Origin of the sequence: Conchiformibius kuhniae DSM 17694 (genome assembly GCF_000428785.1) — a bacterium.
Lineage (GTDB): Bacteria > Pseudomonadota > Gammaproteobacteria > Burkholderiales > Neisseriaceae > Conchiformibius > Conchiformibius kuhniae.
Genome location: NZ_KE386798.1, coordinates 18,306 through 37,154 on the forward strand (window position 1 = coordinate 18,306; position 18,849 = coordinate 37,154).

At 54.3% G+C, this 18,849-nt stretch carries 16 protein-coding genes and 1 tRNA gene; 7 read left to right on the forward strand and 10 right to left on the reverse strand.

Annotated elements, in window-relative coordinates:
• Window positions 1-331: 331 nt before the first annotated feature.
• The 5 genes from G392_RS0109755 to rho all read right to left on the reverse strand — a co-directional run bounded on the left by G392_RS0109755 (window position 332) and on the right by rho (window position 4,988).
• A complete protein-coding gene (locus G392_RS0109755; protein ID WP_034335135.1) occupies window positions 332-643 on the reverse strand; it encodes a PepSY domain-containing protein in 312 nt (103 codons plus the stop codon).
• A gap of 162 nt (window positions 644-805) precedes the next feature.
• Window positions 806-2,293, reverse strand: a complete 1,488-nt coding sequence (locus G392_RS0109760; protein WP_027010065.1) for an alanine/glycine:cation symporter family protein — start codon at window positions 2,291-2,293, stop codon at window positions 806-808.
• A gap of 69 nt (window positions 2,294-2,362) precedes the next feature.
• The gene (locus tag G392_RS0109765) at window positions 2,363-3,046 is read right to left on the reverse strand and encodes a 7-cyano-7-deazaguanine/7-aminomethyl-7-deazaguanine transporter (RefSeq protein ID WP_027010066.1); all 684 of its coding nucleotides are present in this window, start codon (window positions 3,044-3,046) and stop codon (window positions 2,363-2,365) included.
• A gap of 124 nt (window positions 3,047-3,170) precedes the next feature.
• Window positions 3,171-3,641, reverse strand: coding sequence for a preQ(1) synthase (queF, locus tag G392_RS0109770; RefSeq protein ID WP_027010067.1), 471 nt, complete (start codon window positions 3,639-3,641; stop codon window positions 3,171-3,173).
• A gap of 90 nt (window positions 3,642-3,731) precedes the next feature.
• Window positions 3,732-4,988: a transcription termination factor Rho gene (gene rho, locus G392_RS0109775; protein ID WP_027010068.1), complete on the reverse strand. Its 1,257-nt coding sequence runs from the start codon at window positions 4,986-4,988 to the stop codon at window positions 3,732-3,734.
• 372 nt (window positions 4,989-5,360) lie between these two features.
• Here rho and G392_RS0109785 point away from each other — a divergent pair, with 372 nt between their 5' ends.
• Genes G392_RS0109785 through G392_RS13775 form a run of 4 tightly spaced genes read left to right on the forward strand, consistent with a single transcriptional unit; the run spans window position 5,361 to window position 11,694 of the window.
• Window positions 5,361-6,647 (forward strand): efflux RND transporter periplasmic adaptor subunit, encoded by a 1,287-nt coding sequence (locus tag G392_RS0109785; protein ID WP_027010069.1) that lies wholly within the window; start codon window positions 5,361-5,363, stop codon window positions 6,645-6,647.
• A gap of 14 nt (window positions 6,648-6,661) precedes the next feature.
• Entirely contained in the window at window positions 6,662-9,859 is a 3,198-nt protein-coding gene (locus G392_RS0109790) for an efflux RND transporter permease subunit (RefSeq protein ID WP_027010070.1), read from the forward strand.
• A gap of 19 nt (window positions 9,860-9,878) precedes the next feature.
• Window positions 9,879-11,390 (forward strand): efflux transporter outer membrane subunit, encoded by a 1,512-nt coding sequence (locus G392_RS12720; protein WP_084165975.1) that lies wholly within the window; start codon window positions 9,879-9,881, stop codon window positions 11,388-11,390.
• Window positions 11,380-11,694 (forward strand): hypothetical protein, encoded by a 315-nt coding sequence (locus G392_RS13775; RefSeq protein WP_156900899.1) that lies wholly within the window; start codon window positions 11,380-11,382, stop codon window positions 11,692-11,694. Before G392_RS12720 ends, G392_RS13775 begins: the two co-directional genes overlap by 11 nt.
• Window positions 11,695-11,715: 21 nt before the next feature.
• Here the strand turns inward: G392_RS13775 and serC are convergent, their stop codons facing one another.
• From serC to queA, 4 genes are all read right to left on the reverse strand, one after another.
• Complete coding sequence (gene serC / locus G392_RS0109800) at window positions 11,716-12,819, reverse strand: phosphoserine transaminase (RefSeq protein WP_027010071.1); 1,104 nt, start codon at window positions 12,817-12,819, stop codon at window positions 11,716-11,718.
• A gap of 234 nt (window positions 12,820-13,053) precedes the next feature.
• Window positions 13,054-13,470, reverse strand: a complete 417-nt coding sequence (locus tag G392_RS12725) for an Imm6 family immunity protein (RefSeq protein WP_084165976.1) — start codon at window positions 13,468-13,470, stop codon at window positions 13,054-13,056.
• Window positions 13,471-13,936: 466 nt separating this feature from the next.
• Window positions 13,937-14,021, reverse strand: a tRNA-Leu gene (locus tag G392_RS0109815).
• A 45-nt stretch (window positions 14,022-14,066) separates the two neighbouring features.
• Window positions 14,067-15,089 carry a tRNA preQ1(34) S-adenosylmethionine ribosyltransferase-isomerase QueA gene (queA, locus tag G392_RS0109820; RefSeq protein WP_027010072.1) on the reverse strand — a complete coding sequence of 341 codons (1,023 nt, stop codon included), beginning with the start codon at window positions 15,087-15,089 and terminating at the stop codon, window positions 14,067-14,069.
• 152 nt (window positions 15,090-15,241) lie between these two features.
• On the opposite strand from queA, the gene G392_RS12730 reads away from it, so the two are divergent.
• The 3 genes from G392_RS12730 to G392_RS13785 all read left to right on the forward strand — a co-directional run bounded on the left by G392_RS12730 (window position 15,242) and on the right by G392_RS13785 (window position 16,858).
• Window positions 15,242-16,225 (forward strand): SEL1-like repeat protein, encoded by a 984-nt coding sequence (locus G392_RS12730; RefSeq protein WP_051255679.1) that lies wholly within the window; start codon window positions 15,242-15,244, stop codon window positions 16,223-16,225.
• 187 nt (window positions 16,226-16,412) lie between these two features.
• A complete protein-coding gene (locus G392_RS0109830; protein WP_027010073.1) occupies window positions 16,413-16,694 on the forward strand; it encodes a hypothetical protein in 282 nt (93 codons plus the stop codon).
• Entirely contained in the window at window positions 16,694-16,858 is a 165-nt protein-coding gene (locus G392_RS13785; RefSeq protein WP_156900901.1) for a hypothetical protein, read from the forward strand. The genes G392_RS0109830 and G392_RS13785 overlap by 1 nt, the downstream gene beginning before the upstream one ends.
• Window positions 16,859-16,971: 113 nt before the next feature.
• Here G392_RS13785 and typA read toward each other — a convergent pair whose 3' ends face one another.
• Complete coding sequence (gene typA / locus G392_RS0109840) at window positions 16,972-18,780, reverse strand: translational GTPase TypA (protein WP_027010074.1); 1,809 nt, start codon at window positions 18,778-18,780, stop codon at window positions 16,972-16,974.
• Window positions 18,781-18,849 lie beyond the last annotated feature (69 nt).

Below are 18,849 nucleotides of genomic sequence, written 5' to 3' on the forward strand. Positions count from 1 at the left end.
GTCTTAATCCCCTAATGATGGGGCGGGTTTTCCGACTGCGGAGTCTTGTTTTTCTGTTAAAAATCAATTCCCTGTAGGTTAAGATTTGTAAATTCAAATCTTAACAAAGATAAACAATTTTTGACAAATTAAAGACCAAACCGGCACGGTCGGAAGCATGCCGCACGCAGCAGAAAACAATCCGCCAAGACTAACACAATTTCTGCTTTCGGGCAAGGTGTGTGCGGAAAAACGCGGGGCATCGGTTTGCTTTTCGCAGGCGGCACGGGCAAAAAACCGCTATTCCCAACGGCGCGGAAATAACGGTTTGATTTAATTGGGACGGTGCGTTTTAGTCGTCCAAGCGGGCGGAGCGGATTTTGCCGGTTTTGGCATCGACTTTGACATCGTATTCGCGACCGTTGCGGGTGCGAACTTCCACATCGAAATACGCGCCTTTGCGGGTGCTGTATTCGAAATCCACGCTTTTTGCCGTGCCGCCGCCAACGTGGGCAACGGCTTTTTGTGCGGCTTTTTGGTGGCTGATGTATTTGGCGCGGTGTTGGCGGTAGTGGCGGTCGTCGTCATCGGCAAAAGACGGTGCGGCAGCACCGAACGCAAGTGCGGCAAACAGAGCGGTGTAAACAGATTTGGATTTCAACATTTTGTTTTCCTTGATGAGATTGCGGGTGGGTGTGTGAAAAGCGGCATGATAGCAGATTCGGGGCGCGGTGCGTTTAAGGGGTGGATAAATTTTGTAAAACCACATTCACATTTTGATTGTTGTTTTCTATTTATCCGACCCTTTGCGTTGTGTATGATGGCGTTACCAAATATCGGTTTTGATTTTGCGTTTCAACACGGGGTGTTCGGCAAGTTTGAAAACGGGTTCTTTGCCAAGCTTGCGTTTGACGGTGTAGTCTTTGAGCAGCAGCAGCACCAGTTTGTGCAGCAGGGCGATGGCAATCAGGTTAATCAGTGCCATGATGCCCATGGTCAGGTCGCCCATGTCCCACACCAGTGCGGATTCGCTGACCGCGCCAAAATACACGAAGCCCAATACCAGCATGCGGAAGACGGTCATGACGGTGGTGTTGTCGCGGATAAACTGCATATTGGATTCGGCATAGGCGTAGTTGCCCAAGATGGACGAGAAACAGAACAGGAACAAGACGGCCGCCAAAAAGTATTGCGCCCATGTGCCGACGTGTTGGGTGAGCGCGGCTTGGGTGAGCTGGACGCCGCTCAAACCGGCTGTGGCAGACATGTCCGACAACAAAATGATGAAGGCGGTGCAGGAGCAGACAATCATGGTATCGACAAACACGCCGAGCATTTGAATCATGCCTTGCGAAACGGGGTGTTGCACATCGGCGGCGGCGGCGGCATTGGGCGCGGAACCCATGCCCGCTTCGTTGGAAAACAGCCCGCGTTTGATGCCCAGCATCATCGCTTGCGAAATCATCGCGCCGAGCAGCCCGCCCGCCGCCGCTTTGCCGCTAAAGGCGTCGGCGAAAATCATGCCGAACATTTGGGGCAGCAGGTTCAGATTGGTTACAATCACAAACAGTGCCAGCAGCAGATACAGCCCCGCCATCAGGGGAACGACCAGCTCCGCCACCCGTGAAATGCGCTTGATGCCACCGAAAATCACGGGCGCGGACAAAATCACCAGCACTGCGCCGAGCATCAGCGCATAATCGCGCCATTGCGCTTGCGCCGCTTCGCCGGTAAAGCCCGCCGCCGCCTGTAGGGACGACACAATGGTGTTTGCCTGAATCGCATTGAACACGAAGCCGAAGCAGCTAATCAGGCTCACGGCAAACAGCATGCCCAGCCATTTTTTGCCCAAGCCCTGCGTGATGTAGTAAGCCGGCCCGCCGCGAAAACCGCCCGCACCGTCGCGGACTTTGAACAACTGCGCCAAAGAAGACTCGGCAAAAGCCGAACTCATGCCAATCAGCGCGGTCAGCCACATCCAAAACACCGCACCGGGCCCACCCGCCGTGATGGCGATGGCAACACCGGCGATGTTGCCCGTACCGACACGGCTTGCCAAGTCCGTTACAAAAGCCTGAAAAGCCGTGATGCTGCCCGCCTGCTTGGGATTGCGGCGGCTGCCCTTCATCTCGGCGATGCTTTGCCCGAACAAACGGATTTGCACAAAACCCGTTGCCAGCGTGAAAAACAGCCCCACGCCCAATAAAATCCACACCAAAGCGTCCCAAAGCGGGCTGCTGAGCGCATTGACCGAACAATGCACGCCGTCCCAAAAATCTGCTTGTTGGCCACAGGGCAAGTCTTTGTTATACATAATTTGTTTTCTTTTGGTTTTGGCAAACGGCGCATATTGTAAAGAAAAAACACAGACCTTTGTCTAACTTTACATTTCAAGAGCGCGGCGCGGGGGCAGGGCGGTGAGCCTGCGCGTCAGCACGTTCAGCAGCACGCCGTAGGCGGGCAGGAACAATGCCATGCCAATCAACAGCTTAAACAGATAATCCACCCAAGCGATGTGTCCCCAGTTCGCCGCCATAAACGGGTCGCTGCCACCGTGAAACGCCACCGCGAAAAACAGCAGCGTGTCCGCGCCGTTGCCGACAAAAGTGGATGCGGCGGGCGCAACCCACCACGTTTTCAAACGGCGCAAACGGTCAAATACGGCAATATCCAGCAGTTGTCCGACCGCATAAGCCGTGAAACTCGCCAGCGCGATGCGGAACACAAACAAATTAAACGCCGCCAACGAAGCCCAGCCCGTCCACGCGCCGTTGTGGAACAGCACCGACAAGACGTAAGACAACAGCAGCGCAGGCAGCATCACCCAAAAAATAATTTTACGCGCTAAAGGCTTGCCGAAAATCCGCACCGTCAAATCGGTGGCGAGAAAAATAAACGGAAAGCTGAACGCGCCCCAAGTGGAATGCACTTCGTAGCCCTTGGGCAGGGTAACGGTAAACGGGAATTGCACCAGATAATTGCTGGCGGCGATGATGGTGATGTGGAACAAAATCAGCCAAAACAGGGCGTTGCTTTGTTGGGCGGGTGAGAAGGCGTAGTGTGTCATGGTGTTTCTCAAAGTCAAACGGGGGCAGCGTTTGCAGGCTGGCTGAAGACGCGCAAACCCTTGTGCCGTCATTCCTGCATTCGCGGGAATGACGGCGTAGGATTTTAAAAATAAAAGGGAAAAATCAGCGCATATCGTGGCGCAGCAGACGTTCCCGCGCCATGTCCGCAAACGGCGTGTCGGGACGGCCATAATTGGCAAACGGGTGAATGGCAATGCCGCCGCGCGGGGTGAATTCACCAAATACTTCAATATATTTGGGATTCATCAGCGCAATCAGGTCTTTCATGATGACGTTCACGCAGTCTTCGTGAAAATCGCCATGGTTGCGGAAGCTGAACAGATACAGTTTCAAAGACTTGCTTTCCACCATTTTTACATCGGGAATGTAGCGGATGGTGATGGTGGCAAAATCGGGTTGACCCGTCATCGGGCATAAGCTGGTAAATTCGGGACAAACAAATTTGACAAAATAATCATTGTCTTGATGTTTGTTGTCAAAGGCTTCCAGCACTTCGGGCGCGTAATCCGAACGGTATTCGGTTTCGCGCTGCCCGAGCAGGGTCAAGCCGTGCAGTTCTTGATGGTTTCTCATGGTGTGCCTAGTTTTGATGACGCGGGAGGATTGCGAACCGCGCTGTTAAGGTTGAAAAAAGCTGTGCCGCTTGGTTGGGGGCGTGCGGGTTTATTTTTTCATCGAGTCAAAAAACTCATCGTTGTTTTTGGTTTTGCGGATTTTGTCCAGCAGAAACTCTGCCGCTTCAATGTCGTCCATCGGGTGCAATACTTTACGCAACAGCCACATGCGCTGGAGCTGGTCTTTGGAAACAAGCAGTTCTTCGCGGCGTGTGCCGGATTTGTTGATGTTGATGGCGGGGAACACGCGCTTTTCAGCCAGCCTGCGTTCCAAATTCAACTCCATATTGCCCGTGCCTTTAAACTCTTCAAAAATCACATCGTCCATGCGGCTGCCGGTGTCCACCAGAGCGGTGGCGATGATGGTGAGCGAACCGCCTTCTTCCACGTTCCGCGCCGCGCCGAAAAAGCGTTTGGGGCGGTGCAGGGCATTGGCGTCCACGCCGCCGGTGAGAATCTTGCCCGATGCGGGAACAACGGTGTTGTACGCCCGCGCCAAACGGGTGATGCTGTCCAGCAAAATCACCACGTCTTTTTTGTGTTCCACCATGCGCTTGGCTTTTTCAATCACCATTTCGGCGACTTGCACATGGCGCGATGCGGGTTCGTCAAAGGTGGACGCGACCACTTCGCCGCGCACGCTGCGGGTCATTTCGGTTACTTCTTCGGGGCGTTCGTCAATCAGCAGGACGATGAGTTCCACTTCGGGGGCGTTGGCGGTGATGGCGTGGGCGATGTTTTGCAGCATCACGGTTTTGCCGGATTTGGGCGGGGCGACCAGCAGGGCGCGTTGTCCCAAGCCGATGGGGGAAATCAGGTCAATCACGCGGCCGGTGATGTTTTCTTCCGCCTTGATGTCGCGCTCGAGTTTGAGCTGGCGGGTGGGGAAAAGCGGGGTGAGGTTTTCAAACAGGACTTTATGACGGCATTTTTCGGGGTGGTCGCCGTTGATGCTGTCCAAGCGCACAAGGGCGAAATAGCGTTCGTCGTTTTTGGGAACGCGCACCGTGCCTTCAATGGTGTCGCCGGTGTGCAGATTGAAGCGGCGGATTTGGTTGGGCGAAACGTAAATATCGTCGGGACACGCCAAATAAGAAGTGTTGGGGCTGCGTAAAAAGCCGTAGCCGTCCGGCAGGATTTCCAACGTGCCGGAACAGGAAAAGTCCACGCCGTCTTTCATCATCTGGCGCACGATGGCAAACACCAAATCCTGTTTTCTCAATCGGTTGGCGTTTTCAATGCCGATGCTTTCGGCGTGTTCAATCAGTTGGGTGATGTGTTGGGTTTGGAGTTCGGAAACGTGCATAATCAAAAGGGTGCAATAGGGTGCATGAATTTAATTTAGGGTGGGGATGCGGCGGGGCGGGGAAGTACAGAAAGCCTGTCGGCATGTTCGGGTTGCAGCTTGCGGCAGAAAACGGCAAGCACCAAGATAATTTTGCCATTTTAGCGCAAACGGGCACACGCCGTCAAGTAAGGGCTTGGCATGACGGTGCAAATGCCGCATTGCGGCGGCGCGGGCGTGTTTTCGCAAAGTTTTACAAACAAGATGGGGGAATATCGGTATAATTGGCGGAAACAAATGGTTTTAAAAACAAACGGGTGTTCGGGCATTTGCTTGGAAGCCCGATTTCCCCTTTGTATTTCAAGTAAATAAAACTTTCAGGAAACATTGATGATGACAGCGATGAAACCGCAACGGCGCGTGTGGCGCTTGACGGCTGCGGCAGTGGCGGCGTGTTTGGTGTTGGGTGCTTGTGAAAACAAAAACGAGAAGCGTCAGAAAGAGGCGATGGCGCAAATGGCGGCAAGCAAACCCACTGTGTCGGTATTGACCGTTTATCCTGCCAATGTTTTGTTGGAAAACGATTTATCCGGCAGGTTGGAGTCGGTTCGCAGCACCGATGTGGTGCCGCAGATTACCGGCATCGTGTTGCGCCGTTTGTTTGAAGAAGGGGCGTTTGTGCAGGCGGGGCAGCCGCTTTACCAAATTGACGATGCTTCCTACAGCGCCAATCTGCAAAGTGCCGAAGCGGCACTGATGACGGCGCAGGCAGCATTGGCGAAGGCGCAGGCAGATGTGGCGCGTTTTCGCCCCTTGGTGGAAGCAGACGCCATCAGCAAGCAGGAATGGGACGCGGCGGTGGCGGCGGAGCGTTCCGCACAGGCGCAAATCAAATCCGCCGAAGCGGCGATTCATGCGGCGCAGGTAAACGTGCGCCACAGCCGGATTGTGGCGCCGATTTCTGGCGAAATCGGTCAATCGTTGGTGGCGGAAGGCGCTTTGGTTAATGCCAACACCACCAAATTGGCAACCATCCGCCAAAACGACCCGCTTTATGTGAACATCACCCAATCCGCCGCCGACTTCATCAAGCTCAAACAACAACTGATGAGCGGCGAAAAAGTCCGCAACAGCGTGGTGGAAGTGGGCATCGTGCTGGAAGACGGCACCGAATACCCGCACAAAGGACGCTTGCTGTTTGCCGAATCCAGCGTGGACAAGGCAACGGGACAAATGACGGTGCGGGCGCAAATTCCCAATCCCGACTTATTGCTGATGAGCGGGCTTTATGTGCGCGTCAAACTGCCTTTGGCGGGCATTTTAAACGCGTTTTTGGTGCCGCAGGGCGCGGTCAGCCGTGGCGAAACGGATACGGTAACCATCGTTACCCCCGAAGGCAAACTCGAGCCGCGCACCGTGAAAATCGGCGGTGAAAAAAGCGGCAATTGGGTGATTACCGAAGGCTTGAACCCCGGCGACAAAGTGGTTATGGAAGGCGCGATGCTGGTGGGCATGCGCAACGCCGAAACGGTGGAAACCAAAGAATGGCAGCCGCCCGCAGGTCAGGAAGCACTGTATGCCCCGCCCGCGCCCCCCGCCGCTTCCGATGCCGCAGACGGCGAAGACGCGCCGCAAGCGGTGGAAACCCTTTCGGGTGAAGACGCCTCCGCAGCAGAATAGAAGGAATTTCGCGTATGGCCAAGTTTTTTATCGACCGCCCGATTTTTGCATGGGTGATTTCCATTTTCATCATGATTGCGGGCATCATCGCCATCAGGCAACTGCCCGTGTCGCAATACCCGTCCGTTGCCGCGCCCACCATCACCCTGACCGCCACCTATCCGGGCGCGTCCGCACAGGTGATGGAAGACAGCGTGCTGGCGGTGATTGAACGCGGCATGAACGGCATCGAAGGCTTGGACTACATGTCCACTTCCGCCAACTCGAGCGGTTCCGGCTCGGTGTCGCTCACCTTCACGCCCGACACCAACGAAGATTTGGCGCAGATGAACGTGCAGAACAAGCTCTCGGAAGTGCAGGCACTGCTGCCTGCCACCGTACAGCAATACGGCGTGAACGTGTCCAAATCGCGCTCCAACTTCCTGATGGTGCTGACGCTCAAATCGCAAAAACACAGCTTGGAAGACATGGCGGATTTTGCCCAGCGCAACGTCGTTCCCGAATTGCAGCGCTTGGAAGGCGTGGGCGCGGTGCGCATGTTTGCCGCCCAACGTGCCATGCGCGTGTGGATTGACCCGAACAAACTGCAAAACTTCAACCTGTCGTTTGCCGACGTTTCCGCCGCCATCTCCGCACAAAACGCGCAGATTTCCGCCGGCGCATTGGGCGCCTTGCCCGCCAAAGCGGGGCAGAACATCACCGCCACCATCACCGCCGAAGGCCAGCTTGCCACGCCCGAACAATTCGGCAACATCATGCTGCGCAGTGCTGAAAACGGTGCCAACGTGCGTTTGAAAGACGTGGCGCGAATCGAGCTGGGTTCGGAAGCCTACGGTGCCAGCACCCGCCTGAACGGCACGCCTTCGGTGGGCATTGCCGTGATGCTGTCCAACAGCGGCAACGCCACCGCCACCGCCCGTTTCGTGCGCGAGCGCATGGCGCAGTTGCAAACCTATTTCCCCGACGACATCACATGGAGCGCACCCTACGACACCTCCAAATTTGTCGATATTTCCATCGAAAAAGTGGTGAATACGCTGATTGAAGCGATGGTGCTGGTGTTTTTGGTGATGTTCCTGTTTTTGCAAAACCTGCGCTACACGCTGATTCCGGCAATCGTGGTGCCGATTTCGCTGCTGGGCGCGTTTGCGGGCATTTATTATTTGAGCATGTCCATCAACGTGCTGACCATGTTTGCGATGGTGTTGGTGATTGGCATTGTGGTGGACGATGCCATCGTGGTGGTGGAAAATGTGGAGCGGATTATGGCGGAAGAGGGCTTGCCGCCGCGTGAAGCCACCAAAAAGGCAATGGGGCAGATTTCCGGCGCGGTCATCGGCATTACGGCGGTGCTGGTGTCGGTGTTTGTGCCGATGGCGATGTTGAACGGGGCGGTGGGCAATATTTTCCGCCAGTTTGCCGCGACCATGGCATTGGCAATCGGTTTTTCGGCGTTTTTGGCACTGACGCTGACCCCCGCTTTGTGCGCCACCATGCTCAAGCCGGTGCGTGCGGGGCATCATCATGAAAAACGCGGCTTTTTCGGCTGGTTCAACCGCAAATTCAATGCGGGCAACAAGCGTTATGAAGGCTGGGTGGTGAAATTGCTGCGCCGCACCGGCAGCATGATGGTGGTGTGGCTGGCGTTGCTGCTGGGGGCGGGCTATGTGTTTACCAAGCTGCCGACTTCGTTTTTGCCCGCCGAAGATTCGGGCAACCTGATGGTGAGCGTGCAACTGCCCGCAGGGGCGACCAAAGAGCGCACCGACAAAGTGCTGGCGGAAGTGGAAAAAGTTGCGCTCGACTTTAAAGAAGTAAAAGAAATCATCACCATTTCCGGCTTCAGCTTTTTTGGAAGCGGGCAGAATATGGCGATGGGCTTTGTGATTTTGAAGGACTGGGACGAGCGTCCGGGCTTGATTTCCGATGCGTCCATCGTGTCGCAACTGATGATGAAAAAGCTGATGGAAGGCGCGGTGTCGGACGGCATGGCGATTGCCGCCAATCCGCCGCCGATTCGGGAGCTGGGCAACGGCGGGGTGGAGTTTTACCTGCAAGACCGCAACGGTGCGGGGCATGAGGCTTTGTTGGCAAAACGCAATGAGCTGATTGGCAAAATCCGTACCAATCCGATGTTCAGCCCGCGCGACACCCGCGCTGCGGGTTTGGAAGACGCGCCGCAGCTCAAGCTGCACATCGACCGTGAAACGGTTGCCGCGCAGGGGGTGAATTTTTCGGCGGTACGCGGGGTGTTGGCATCGGCGTTGGGCGGAACGTATGTCAATGATTTTCCGAATAACGGGCGTTTGCAAAAGGTGATGGTGCAGGCGGAAGCCGGTGCGCGGATGCAGCCGGAGCAGATTTTGGCGCTGACCGTGCCGAACAATCAGGGCAAAGCCGTGCCTTTGTCTACCTTTATGTCGGCGAAATGGGTAAAGGGGCGCGAGCAGAGCGTGCGTTTCAACGGCTATCCGGCGATGAAGGTGTCCACCGCGCCCGCTTCGGGCTTTTCGAGCGGTCAGGCGATGGCGGAAATCCAGCGTTTGGTCAATGAAATCGGCGGGGGCAATTACAGTGTGGAATGGGACGGCCAGTCCCGCGAGGAAGCCAAAGGCGAGGCGCAAACGTTGATGTTGTACGCGTTTGTGCTGTTGGCGGTGTTTTTGGTGTTGGCGGCGCTGTACGAAAGCTGGTCGGTGCCGTTTGCGGTGCTGCTGGTTGCGCCTTTGGGCTTTTTGGGGGTGGTGCTGGGGGTGTGGTTGCGCAATACGTTCAACAATTCTGTGGGCATTCCGATTGCGTATGCCAATGATATTTATTTTAAGGTGGGCATGATTACGGTCATCGGTCTGAGTGCGAAAAACGCGATTTTGATTATCGAGTTTGCCAAAGATTTGCAGGCACAGGGGCGTACGGCTATGCAAGCGGCGGTGGAGGCGGCGCATTTGCGTTTCCGCCCGATTTTGATGACTTCGTTTGCGTTTATTTTGGGGGTGGTGCCGCTTTATTTTTCATCGGGTGCGAGTGCGGCGAGCCAACGCGCCATCGGTACGACCGTGTTTTGGGGCATGTTGGTGGGAACGGTGTTGTCGGTGTTTTGGGTGCCGGTGTTTTATGCTTTCGTGCGCCGCTTGTTTCCGGGCAAGCCGCCGCGCAATGCCGCGCAAGCCGCCGTGGAAGCGGGCTTGAACCTGAACAAACCCCCGCATTAACCGTATAGGAAACAATGATATGAATAAATATTTATGGGTATCGGTGTGGGCGGTGCTGTCGTTGGGCGCGTGCAGCCACATCAAGCCGGTGGTGAAACTTGCGCCCGATTACCGGCAGCCGCAAGTGGCGGTTCCCGAAACGTTCCGTTACGACACGCCCGAGCAGGGCGAGGGCATTCAGGCGGCATCGTTGGGCTGGCAGGATTATTTTGCCGACCCGCGTTTGCACGCGCTGATTGAATTGGCGTTGAAAAACAACACCGATTTGCGTACCGCCGCGCTGAATGTCGAGCAGGTACGCGCCCAATACGCCATCGCCCGCACGGCAGAAGTGCCGAACTTGGGCGCCAACGGCAGCGCGACACGGCGCGGCAACGACTACGGCGCGGCGAGCAATTACAGCATCGGTTTGGGCGTGAGCAATTTCGAGCTGGATTTGTGGGGCAGGGTGCGTAACGCCTCCGATGCGGCATTGCAGCAATATTTTGCCACCGCCGCCGCCAAAGACGCGGCGCATTTGAGCCTGATTGCCGCCGTTGCCAAAGCCCATTTCAACGAAATCTACGCCGATGCTTCGCTGAAACTGGCAGAACGGGTGCTTGCCGGACGCCAAGAAACCTACCGCCTGACCCGGCTCAAACACAAAGCGGGCGTGGTGTCCGCCATTCCCCTGCGCGAGCAGGAAGCCCTGATTGAAGCGGCGAAAAACAACCTTGCTACCGCCGCCAAAGGGCGCGAACAGGCGCGTAACGCCTTGGCACTGCTGATTGCCCAGCCCCTGCCCGCCAATCTGCCCAAGCCGCTTGCTTTGGACAAACAATACAAAATCAAACAACTGCCCGCAGGATTAAGCTCACAGCTTTTGCTCAACCGCCCCGACATCCGCGCCGCAGAATACCAATTGCGCCAAGCCAATGCCAACATCGGCGTGGCGCGTGCCGCCCTGTTTCCCACCATCGGGCTGACCGGCAGCATCGGCTTGGCAAGCGGACAATTGGGACAACTGTTGCAGGGCAACGGCAAAAACTGGTCGTTTGGCGGCGTGGTCAGCGTGCCGATTTTTGACTGGGGGCGCAATCGGGCGAATATCGAAGCAGTCAAAATCGCCCAAGAAAAAACCGTTGTTGCCTACGAAGCGGCAGTGCGCGCCGCCTTCCGCGACGTGTCCGATGCACTGGTGGCGCGCGCCGCCCTGCAAAGCCAATACCAGTCCAACATCGCCCAGCGCAACGCCCACAACGAACGCCTGCGCTTGGTCAAGCTGCGCTACAAACACGGCGCGGCAAGCTCGCTGGATTTGTTGGACGGCGAACGCAGCAGCCACAATGCCGAAAGCGGCGTCTTGGCAACACAACTTTCCTTATTGGAAAACATGGCGGATTTGTACAAAGCATTGGGCGGCGGGCTGAAACGCCACACCCGCGATGATGCCCCGACAACCGAAGCCCCCCCGCCCACGGCGGTGGACAAAGGACAGCCTTTGGGCAAACCTCTGCAACTGAAGCGCAACCGGAAAAACGTTGCCGAATAAAACCAAGCGCACGAAATGGATTCGTGCGCTTGGTTTTTTAATGCCACCGTATGCCGTTGCGCCCGCGTATGCGGAAATCCGCTCAAACATCGGCACGGTTGGCAAACAATGCGTGAAATTCAGGCACTTTAGGGCGTGTCATCAATTAGCCGAAAAAACGCCGCAGCGTCATTCCCGCGCAGGCGGGAATCCAAGTCGAAGCACGAGAAGCCTTGATAAAACATGGTTTGCCAAGCATCGGGAGGTGGATTCCCGCCTGCGCGGGAATGACGGTTTTTTATATTGTACTGAATTTTCAGTATAAAAAATTAAATGATGACACGCTCTAGCCGTAACGCTTTTGAAACTCTTTCATAAACTCAATCAAGGCTTCCACGCCCTGAAGCGGCATGGCGTTGTAAATGCTGGCACGCATGCCGCCCATGGATTTGTAACCGCGCAACAGCCGCAGTCCGCGCGTGGTGGATTCCTGTGCGAACAGTTCGTCCAAACGGGTGTCGCCGGTGCGGAAAATCACGTTCATTTTGGAGCGCGCGCCGGGGTGGACGTTGTTGATGTAGAAACCGCCGCTACTGTCAATCGCATCGTAAAGTGTTTTCGCTTTCAAGGTGTTGATGGTTTCCATTTGCGCCACGCCGCCTTGCGATTGCAGCCATCGGAACACCAGTCCCGAAATATAAATCGGATAGGTGGCGGGGGTGTTGTACATGCCGTCCCGTTGGACGTGGGATTTGTAGTTCCACACGTCGGGAATGCGGTCGGAACAGCGTTCCAGCAAATCTTCGCGGATAATCACGATGGTCGCGCCCGAAGGCCCGATGTTTTTCTGTGCGCCCGCGTAAATCACGCCGAAGTCCGACACGTTCACGCGCCGCGACAAAATCTCGCTGGACATGTCACAAATCAAAGGCGGCATGCCTTCAGGCAGCTTGGGCACTTCGCGGTATTGCAGCCCGTGTACGGTTTCGTTAATCACAAAATGCACAAACGCCGAATCGGGGCTGATGTCCCAAGACGATACGGGCGGCAGGTTTTGGTAATGGTATTGTTTGCCGTCTGCCGCCAAGTGGATTTCGGCATCGGAGAGTTTGCCCATTTGCGAGTGGGCGATTTCCGACCAGTTGCCCGTTACCACCGAATCCACGCGCTTGAAACCGTTGGCGAAATTCATCACCACCTGATTAAACTGCGCCGATGCGCCGCCTTGCAGGAACAAGACTTTGTAGTTGTCGGGAATGTCCATGAGTTGGCGCAAATCCTGTTCGGCGTGGTAGAGAATGCTCATAAACACGTCCGAGCGGTGGCTCATGGTCATCACCGAAAAGCCGGTGCCGTTGTAGTCAAACATTTCGCTTTGCGCGGTGCGCAGCACGCTTTCGGGCAGCACGGCGGGGCCGGCGGAAAAATTGTAAATCGGGGTTTCGTACATGGCGGGGGTTCCTTGTTTTTCTGATGGCGGGGCGTTTCAGGCTGCCTGAAACAAAAGGGCTTTACATTCTATAACCGTTTTTTAAAAAAATCCACAATGCAGGGAAGGCGTGTTTTTGCGTTTTCAGGCTGCCTGAATAAAGTATGTAGATTGGGTTAGGCGTAAGCCGTAACCCAACATTTCCGAATAAACCGTTGATTGTTGGGTTTGCGCTGCGCTCCAACCCAATCTACGTTAATCTTGATAAGAATTTATATGCAATAAATTCATTTTAGATAGATTTTCCATAAACAAAACTATTGTATTCTCATCTATATTTTCTAAAATAGGTGGCAAATAACCGTTACTATTTTCTTTTTGATATGCTAATAATGAAATGTAGGAAATTGCATAAACAATATTATCTAATTTTAAAATATTCTCTTCATTTTTATCTAGTTGCATTAGTATGCAAATGCCGCCAAAATCAGTACCATCATCTAAAGTTGAATAAATTGTGTCTGCTGAAATATCTTGATTTGCAATCCATTTCCAGCAAAGATTTAGAGCATTTCTGATAATTTCCTTATGACTGAAATTCAACTGACGAAAAATCAATTCACTATACACCAACATAAAAACAGCTTGTTTCTTTTGATTTTTAAAATCCATTTTATTTCATTTTAAAAATAGTTGTTTATCATTTTCAGGCTACCTGAAACACCTCAATCATGCGCCAACGCATCAATCGGATTCAATTTCGCCGCATTTTTGGCGGGAATAAAACCGAACAACACCCCGATAAAACGGAAATACGACACTACCCCACAACCGACTCTGTAGAAAACGTTGTAATCGTATGCTATAGAGCTTGTCCGGTACAGCCGGACGTCATTGGAATGATTTTTGTGCTTTGGTGGCGGTTATTTGGGGATATTTTTTCGGGAGTATTTCAAGGTATCCTCAAATATACCCTCATCGGGCGGTTGTTTCAATTGGGCGGGATTAGACGGGATTAGACGATACAAGCAGGAAAAAATGGGCGGGAAAATAGCATTTAAACCTTATTGTTAAAAATATTTGGTTTACGGTGTTGGACGTAAAAAAACAGCCCCGAAAGGCTGCTTTTTTGTGAGTGTGGTGCGGACGGAGAGACTCGAACTCTCACACATCACTGCGCCGGAACCTAAATCCGGTGCGTCTACCAATTTCGCCACGTCCGCAAGCAAAACGGCGATTATACGGCAAACCGCCGCAAATGCAAGCCGTCAAATCCGCCCCAGCAGCATGGCATCGCCGTAGCTGAAAAAACGGTATTCGCGTTCTACGGCGTGGCGGTAAACCTCGCGGATATGCGCCGTTCCCGCCAGCGCCGACACCAGCATCAGCAAGGTGGATTTGGGCAGGTGGAAATTGGTAATCAGGCGGTCAACCACCTGAAAACGGTAGCTCGGCGTGATGAAAATATCGGTGTCGCCTGAGCCCGCGTGCAGGCTGCCCGAACGCGCCGCCGATTCCAATGCCCTCAGCGAAGTGGTGCCGACCGCCCACACTTTGCCGCCCCGCGCCCGCGTTTGTGCCACCGCTTCGGCGGTTTGCGGCGGGATTTCAAACCATTCGCTGTGCATTTTGTGGTCGGCGATGTTGTCGCCGCGCACGGGTTGGAACGTCCCCGCGCCCACGTGCAAAGTCAGTTCCGCCGTTTGCACGCCTTTGCCGCGCAGCGCGTCCAGCAACTCATCGGTAAAATGCAAACCCGCAGTCGGTGCCGCCACCGCGCCCTGATGTTTGGCGTAAACGGTTTGGTAACGGGCATCGTCATCATCGTCCGCCGCACGGACGATGTAGGGCGGAAGCGGCAGTTTGCCGTGCCGCTCCAGCAATTCGTACACGTTCAGGCTGCCTGAAAAACGCAGGCGGAACAATTCGTTTTCCCGAGCTTCCATTATCGCATCAATACCGCCGTCAAACCGCAGTTCCGCGCCCGCTTTCGGCGATTTGGACGCGCGCACGTGCGCCAACACCGTGTGCGCGTCCAACACGCGTTCCACCAAAGCCTCCACGCGCCCGCCGCTCGCTTTTTGTCCGAACAAACGCGCTTTCATCACTTTGGTGTTGTTGAACACCAGCAAATCGCCCGCCGACACAAATTCGGGCAAATCGGCAAACGTGCAGTCGCGCAAAGGGCTGTTTGGCAAGGCCGCCAGCAGACGGCTGCCGCCGCGCTCGGCGGGCGGGTGTTGGGCAATCAGGTGTTCGGGCAGGTCAAAATCAAAATCCGATAATTGCATGCTTGTTGTCCAAATAAGCAAATTTTAACACGCATGCCAAGCGCGAAACCAAACGGGTTGCCGTAAAATTTTAGATGACAAAACCGCTACATCGTGCTACAATCGCGCCCGCGCCAATACGCGCTTTTTAAATTCAAGACAAAGGATTAAGCATGAAAAAACTGCCATGCCGCAATTTGAATAAAGTTTTGGTAGCGGCGATTGCCGCGCTGGGTTTGCTGACGGCTGCGCCCGTGATGGCGGGTGCGTTAGAAGACGGCATGACTGCCTTTAAAAAAGGCAATTACGCCGAAGCACATCGTTTGTGGCTGCCTTTGGCACAACAAGGTAATAGCCAAATACAAACCATGCTCGGCGCGATGTATGTTGAAGGAAAAGGTGTGAAACAAAATTACACACTGGCTCGCCAATGGTATGAAAAAGCCGCCACCCAAGGCGATGCAGATGCACAATACAATCTCGGTGTACTGTATGAAAAAGGACATGGCGTGGCACAAAATTACGCACTTGCCAGACGATGGTATGAAAAAGCTGCTGCTCAAGGCATGGCTAAAGCACAATACAATCTCGGCATTCTGTATGCCAACGGGCGCGGCGTAGCGCAAAATTACGCACTTGCCAAACAATGGTATGAAAAAGCCGCTAAACAAGGCAAAACCGATGCACAATACAATCTGGGCGTACTGTATTACAACGGACAAGGCGTAACGCAAAATTACGCGCTTGCAAAACAATGGCTTGAAAAAGCCGCCGCTCAAGGCGATGCTGGAGCACAATACAATCTCGGCGCGTTATACAACGATGGGCGCGGCGTAGCGCAAGATTACTCGCTTGCCCGTCAATGGTACGAAAAAGCTGCCGCTCAAGGCAATGTCGATGCACAAACCAATCTTGGCACACTGTATCTCAATGGCAAAGGCGTAACACAAAATTACGCGTTTGCCAAACAATGGTTCGAAAAAGCCGCTACCCAAGGCGATGCCATTGCACAATTCAATCTTGGCGTGCTGTATGCCAACGGGCATGGCGTAACGCAAAATTACGCACTTGCCCGTCAATGGTGGGAAAAAGCCGCCGCTCAAGGTGATGAAACCGCCAAGGAAAACCTGCAAATCTTAAAATCAAAAGGTTATTAAACCCCGCGCTGCCGTACTGCACGGCATTCCCTCCCCCGCTTGCAGGGGAGGGTGTTTTTGGTTTCGCCTGAAAAAACATAGTCAAAATATGCCGCGACTTGTGTGAAATGCGGTAAAACCACGCTGCCCGACCGTTTTCCCGCCGTATAATCCGCACCGTTTTCCACATCACAAAAAGGTTTCGCAAATGTTTGAAGGGTTAAGCCATCTGATTGATTTGGCGGTATTGCTGGCGGCGGCGTATGCGGGCAATGTGCTGGCGAAGCAGGTCAAGCAACGCTATTTGCTCAAGCATCATTACCGCCGCCAAGCGGTTTTAACGGCGGTGTTTTGGCACAGTCAGGCGGGCATGATGGTGTTGATTGATGCGGCGGTATTGTATGGCTATTATTTGTATTCAAGTTTCGCGCACGCACCGCAATCGTTTCAAAATCAAGACGTATTGCGGTTTTTGAAAAACAAATCCTGATGAAACGGTGTATTTTGACCATATGCTTGGCTTTCGGCGCGTCTTTGCTGATTGCGTTGGGATTTGATTATCTGTTTCCGGACAAAGATATGTTTTATTGGCAAGTCGGTTTGAGTTGTTTGGCGGGCGTGGGATTACAGCGCGTTTTGTTGCGGGAAAAATAAAGTATTGCCGCAATCACAGTAACATTCCCCCGCTTGCGGGGGAGGGTAAGGGTGGGGGGCATCAAAGCGGGCTGCCTGAAACCCTGTTCAGGCAGCCCGCGCCGTTTTTAAAATCAATCCTTTTTAAAATGCTTGCGCCGCTCGTTCTCGGTCAAATAACGTTTACGCAAACGAATGGATTTCGGCGTAATTTCCACCAATTCGTCATCGTCAATAAACTCCACCGCGCTTTCCAGCGTCAGCTTAATCGGCGTAGTCAGGCGCACGGCTTCGTCCGTACCGCTTGCGCGGACGTTGGTGAGTTTTTTGCCTTTGAGCGGATTGACCACCAAATCGTTGTCGCGGCTGTGAATGCCGATAATCATGCCTTCGTAGAGCTTGTCGCCCGGCGATACGAACATGCGCCCACGGTCTTCCAAATTCCACAAGGCATACGCCACCGCTTCGCCCTGCTCCTGCGACACCAACACGCCGTTGTGCCGTCCCGGCATATCGGGTTTGACGGGCGCGTAGTCATCAAACACATGGCTCATCAAGCCCGTGCCGCGCGTCATGGTTAAAAATTCGCCTTGAAAACCAATCAGTCCGCGCGCGGGAATGTGGTATTCCAAACGGGTGCGCCCGTTGCCGTCGCTTTCCATATTGGTGAGTTCGCCGCGTCTGCGTCCCAGCTCTTCCATCACCGCGCCTTGCACGCTGTCTTCCACGTCCACCGTCAGGTTTTCGTAGGGTTCGCATTTTTGTCCGTCAATGTTGCGGTACACCACGCGCGGTTTGCCGACCGCCAATTCGTAACCTTCGCGGCGCATATTTTCCAGCAAGATGGTTAAATGCAGTTCGCCGCGCCCCGATACGCGGAACACGTCTGCATCGTCCGTATCTTCCACGCGCAAAGCCACGTTGGTGAGCAGTTCTTTTTGCAAACGGTCGCGGATTTGGCGCGAAGTAACGAATTTGCCTTCCGTGCCTGCCAAAGGCGAGGTGTTCACCATAAAATCCATCGTCAGCGTGGGTTCGTCCACGCTGAGCATGGGCAAGCCTTTGGGATTGTCTTTTTCGGAAACGGTTACGCCGATGCCGATGTCGTCAATGCCGGAAATAATCACGATGTCGCCCGCTTCCGCCTGTTCCAAAGGCACGCGCTCCAAGCCTTTGAAGCCCAAAAGCTGGTTGATGCGCCCTTGCGCGACCTGCTGTTCGTGGTTCATCACGGCAACCACTTGTCCGGGCTTGATGCGGCCGTTGAGAATGCGCCCGATGCCCAAGCGGCCGGTGTAGTTGTCGTAGTCCAGTTGCGAGATTTGCAGTTGCAGGGTTTCGTCCGCGCTGCCTGAAGGCGGGGGCGTGTGGCTCAAGATGGTTTCAAACAGGGGGCGCATATCGCTGCTGTCGTCGTTTTCGTCCAGCTTGGCAAAGCCGCTCAAGCCCGATGCGTAGACGATGGGGAAATCCAGTTGTTCGTCTGTTGCGCCCAGTTTGTCAAACAGTTCAAAGGTTTGGTCCACCACCCAAGACGGGCGGGCGGACGGTTTGTCAATTTTGTTAATCACCACAATCGGTTTCAAGCCCAATGCCAGCGCTTTTTTGGTAACAAAACGGGTTTGCGGCATCGGGCCTTCCTGCGCGTCCACCAGCAGCACCACGCAATCGACCATGCCCAACACGCGCTCCACTTCGCCGCCGAAATCGGCGTGTCCGGGCGTGTCGACGATGTTGATGTGGCAGCCTTCGTATTCGATGGCGGTGTTTTTGGCGAGAATGGTGATGCCGCGTTCTTTTTCCAAATCGTTGCTGTCCATCACGCGCTCGTCCACCTGCTGATTGGCGCGGAACGTACCGGATTGGCGCAAAAGCTGGTCCACCAGCGTGGTTTTGCCATGGTCGACGTGGGCGATAATGGCGATGTTGCGGATATTTTTCATCTCGGGGGTTTCAATCTCAAAACCGATTATTATAACCGTTTTTGCCGAAAACCCGTGAAAAAGCGCGTT

Coding starts and splice junctions, on each gene's coding strand:
- G392_RS0109765 (WP_027010066.1), bottom strand. CDS start 3,046: ATGACACACTACGCCTTCTCACCCGCCCAACAAAGCAACGCCCTGTTT.
- G392_RS12720 (WP_084165975.1), top strand. CDS start 9,879: ATGAATAAATATTTATGGGTATCGGTGTGGGCGGTGCTGTCGTTGGGC.
- G392_RS0109790 (WP_027010070.1), top strand. CDS start 6,662: ATGGCCAAGTTTTTTATCGACCGCCCGATTTTTGCATGGGTGATTTCC.
- G392_RS0109785 (WP_027010069.1), top strand. CDS start 5,361: ATGACAGCGATGAAACCGCAACGGCGCGTGTGGCGCTTGACGGCTGCG.
- G392_RS0109830 (WP_027010073.1), top strand. CDS start 16,413: ATGTTTGAAGGGTTAAGCCATCTGATTGATTTGGCGGTATTGCTGGCG.
- typA (WP_027010074.1), bottom strand. CDS start 18,780: ATGAAAAATATCCGCAACATCGCCATTATCGCCCACGTCGACCATGGC.
- G392_RS12725 (WP_084165976.1), bottom strand. CDS start 13,470: ATGGATTTTAAAAATCAAAAGAAACAAGCTGTTTTTATGTTGGTGTAT.
- G392_RS13785 (WP_156900901.1), top strand. CDS start 16,694: ATGAAACGGTGTATTTTGACCATATGCTTGGCTTTCGGCGCGTCTTTG.
- serC (WP_027010071.1), bottom strand. CDS start 12,819: ATGTACGAAACCCCGATTTACAATTTTTCCGCCGGCCCCGCCGTGCTG.
- G392_RS0109755 (WP_034335135.1), bottom strand. CDS start 643: ATGTTGAAATCCAAATCTGTTTACACCGCTCTGTTTGCCGCACTTGCG.
- G392_RS0109760 (WP_027010065.1), bottom strand. CDS start 2,293: ATGTATAACAAAGACTTGCCCTGTGGCCAACAAGCAGATTTTTGGGAC.
- G392_RS12730 (WP_051255679.1), top strand. CDS start 15,242: ATGAAAAAACTGCCATGCCGCAATTTGAATAAAGTTTTGGTAGCGGCG.
- queF (WP_027010067.1), bottom strand. CDS start 3,641: ATGAGAAACCATCAAGAACTGCACGGCTTGACCCTGCTCGGGCAGCGC.
- rho (WP_027010068.1), bottom strand. CDS start 4,988: ATGCACGTTTCCGAACTCCAAACCCAACACATCACCCAACTGATTGAA.
- queA (WP_027010072.1), bottom strand. CDS start 15,089: ATGCAATTATCGGATTTTGATTTTGACCTGCCCGAACACCTGATTGCC.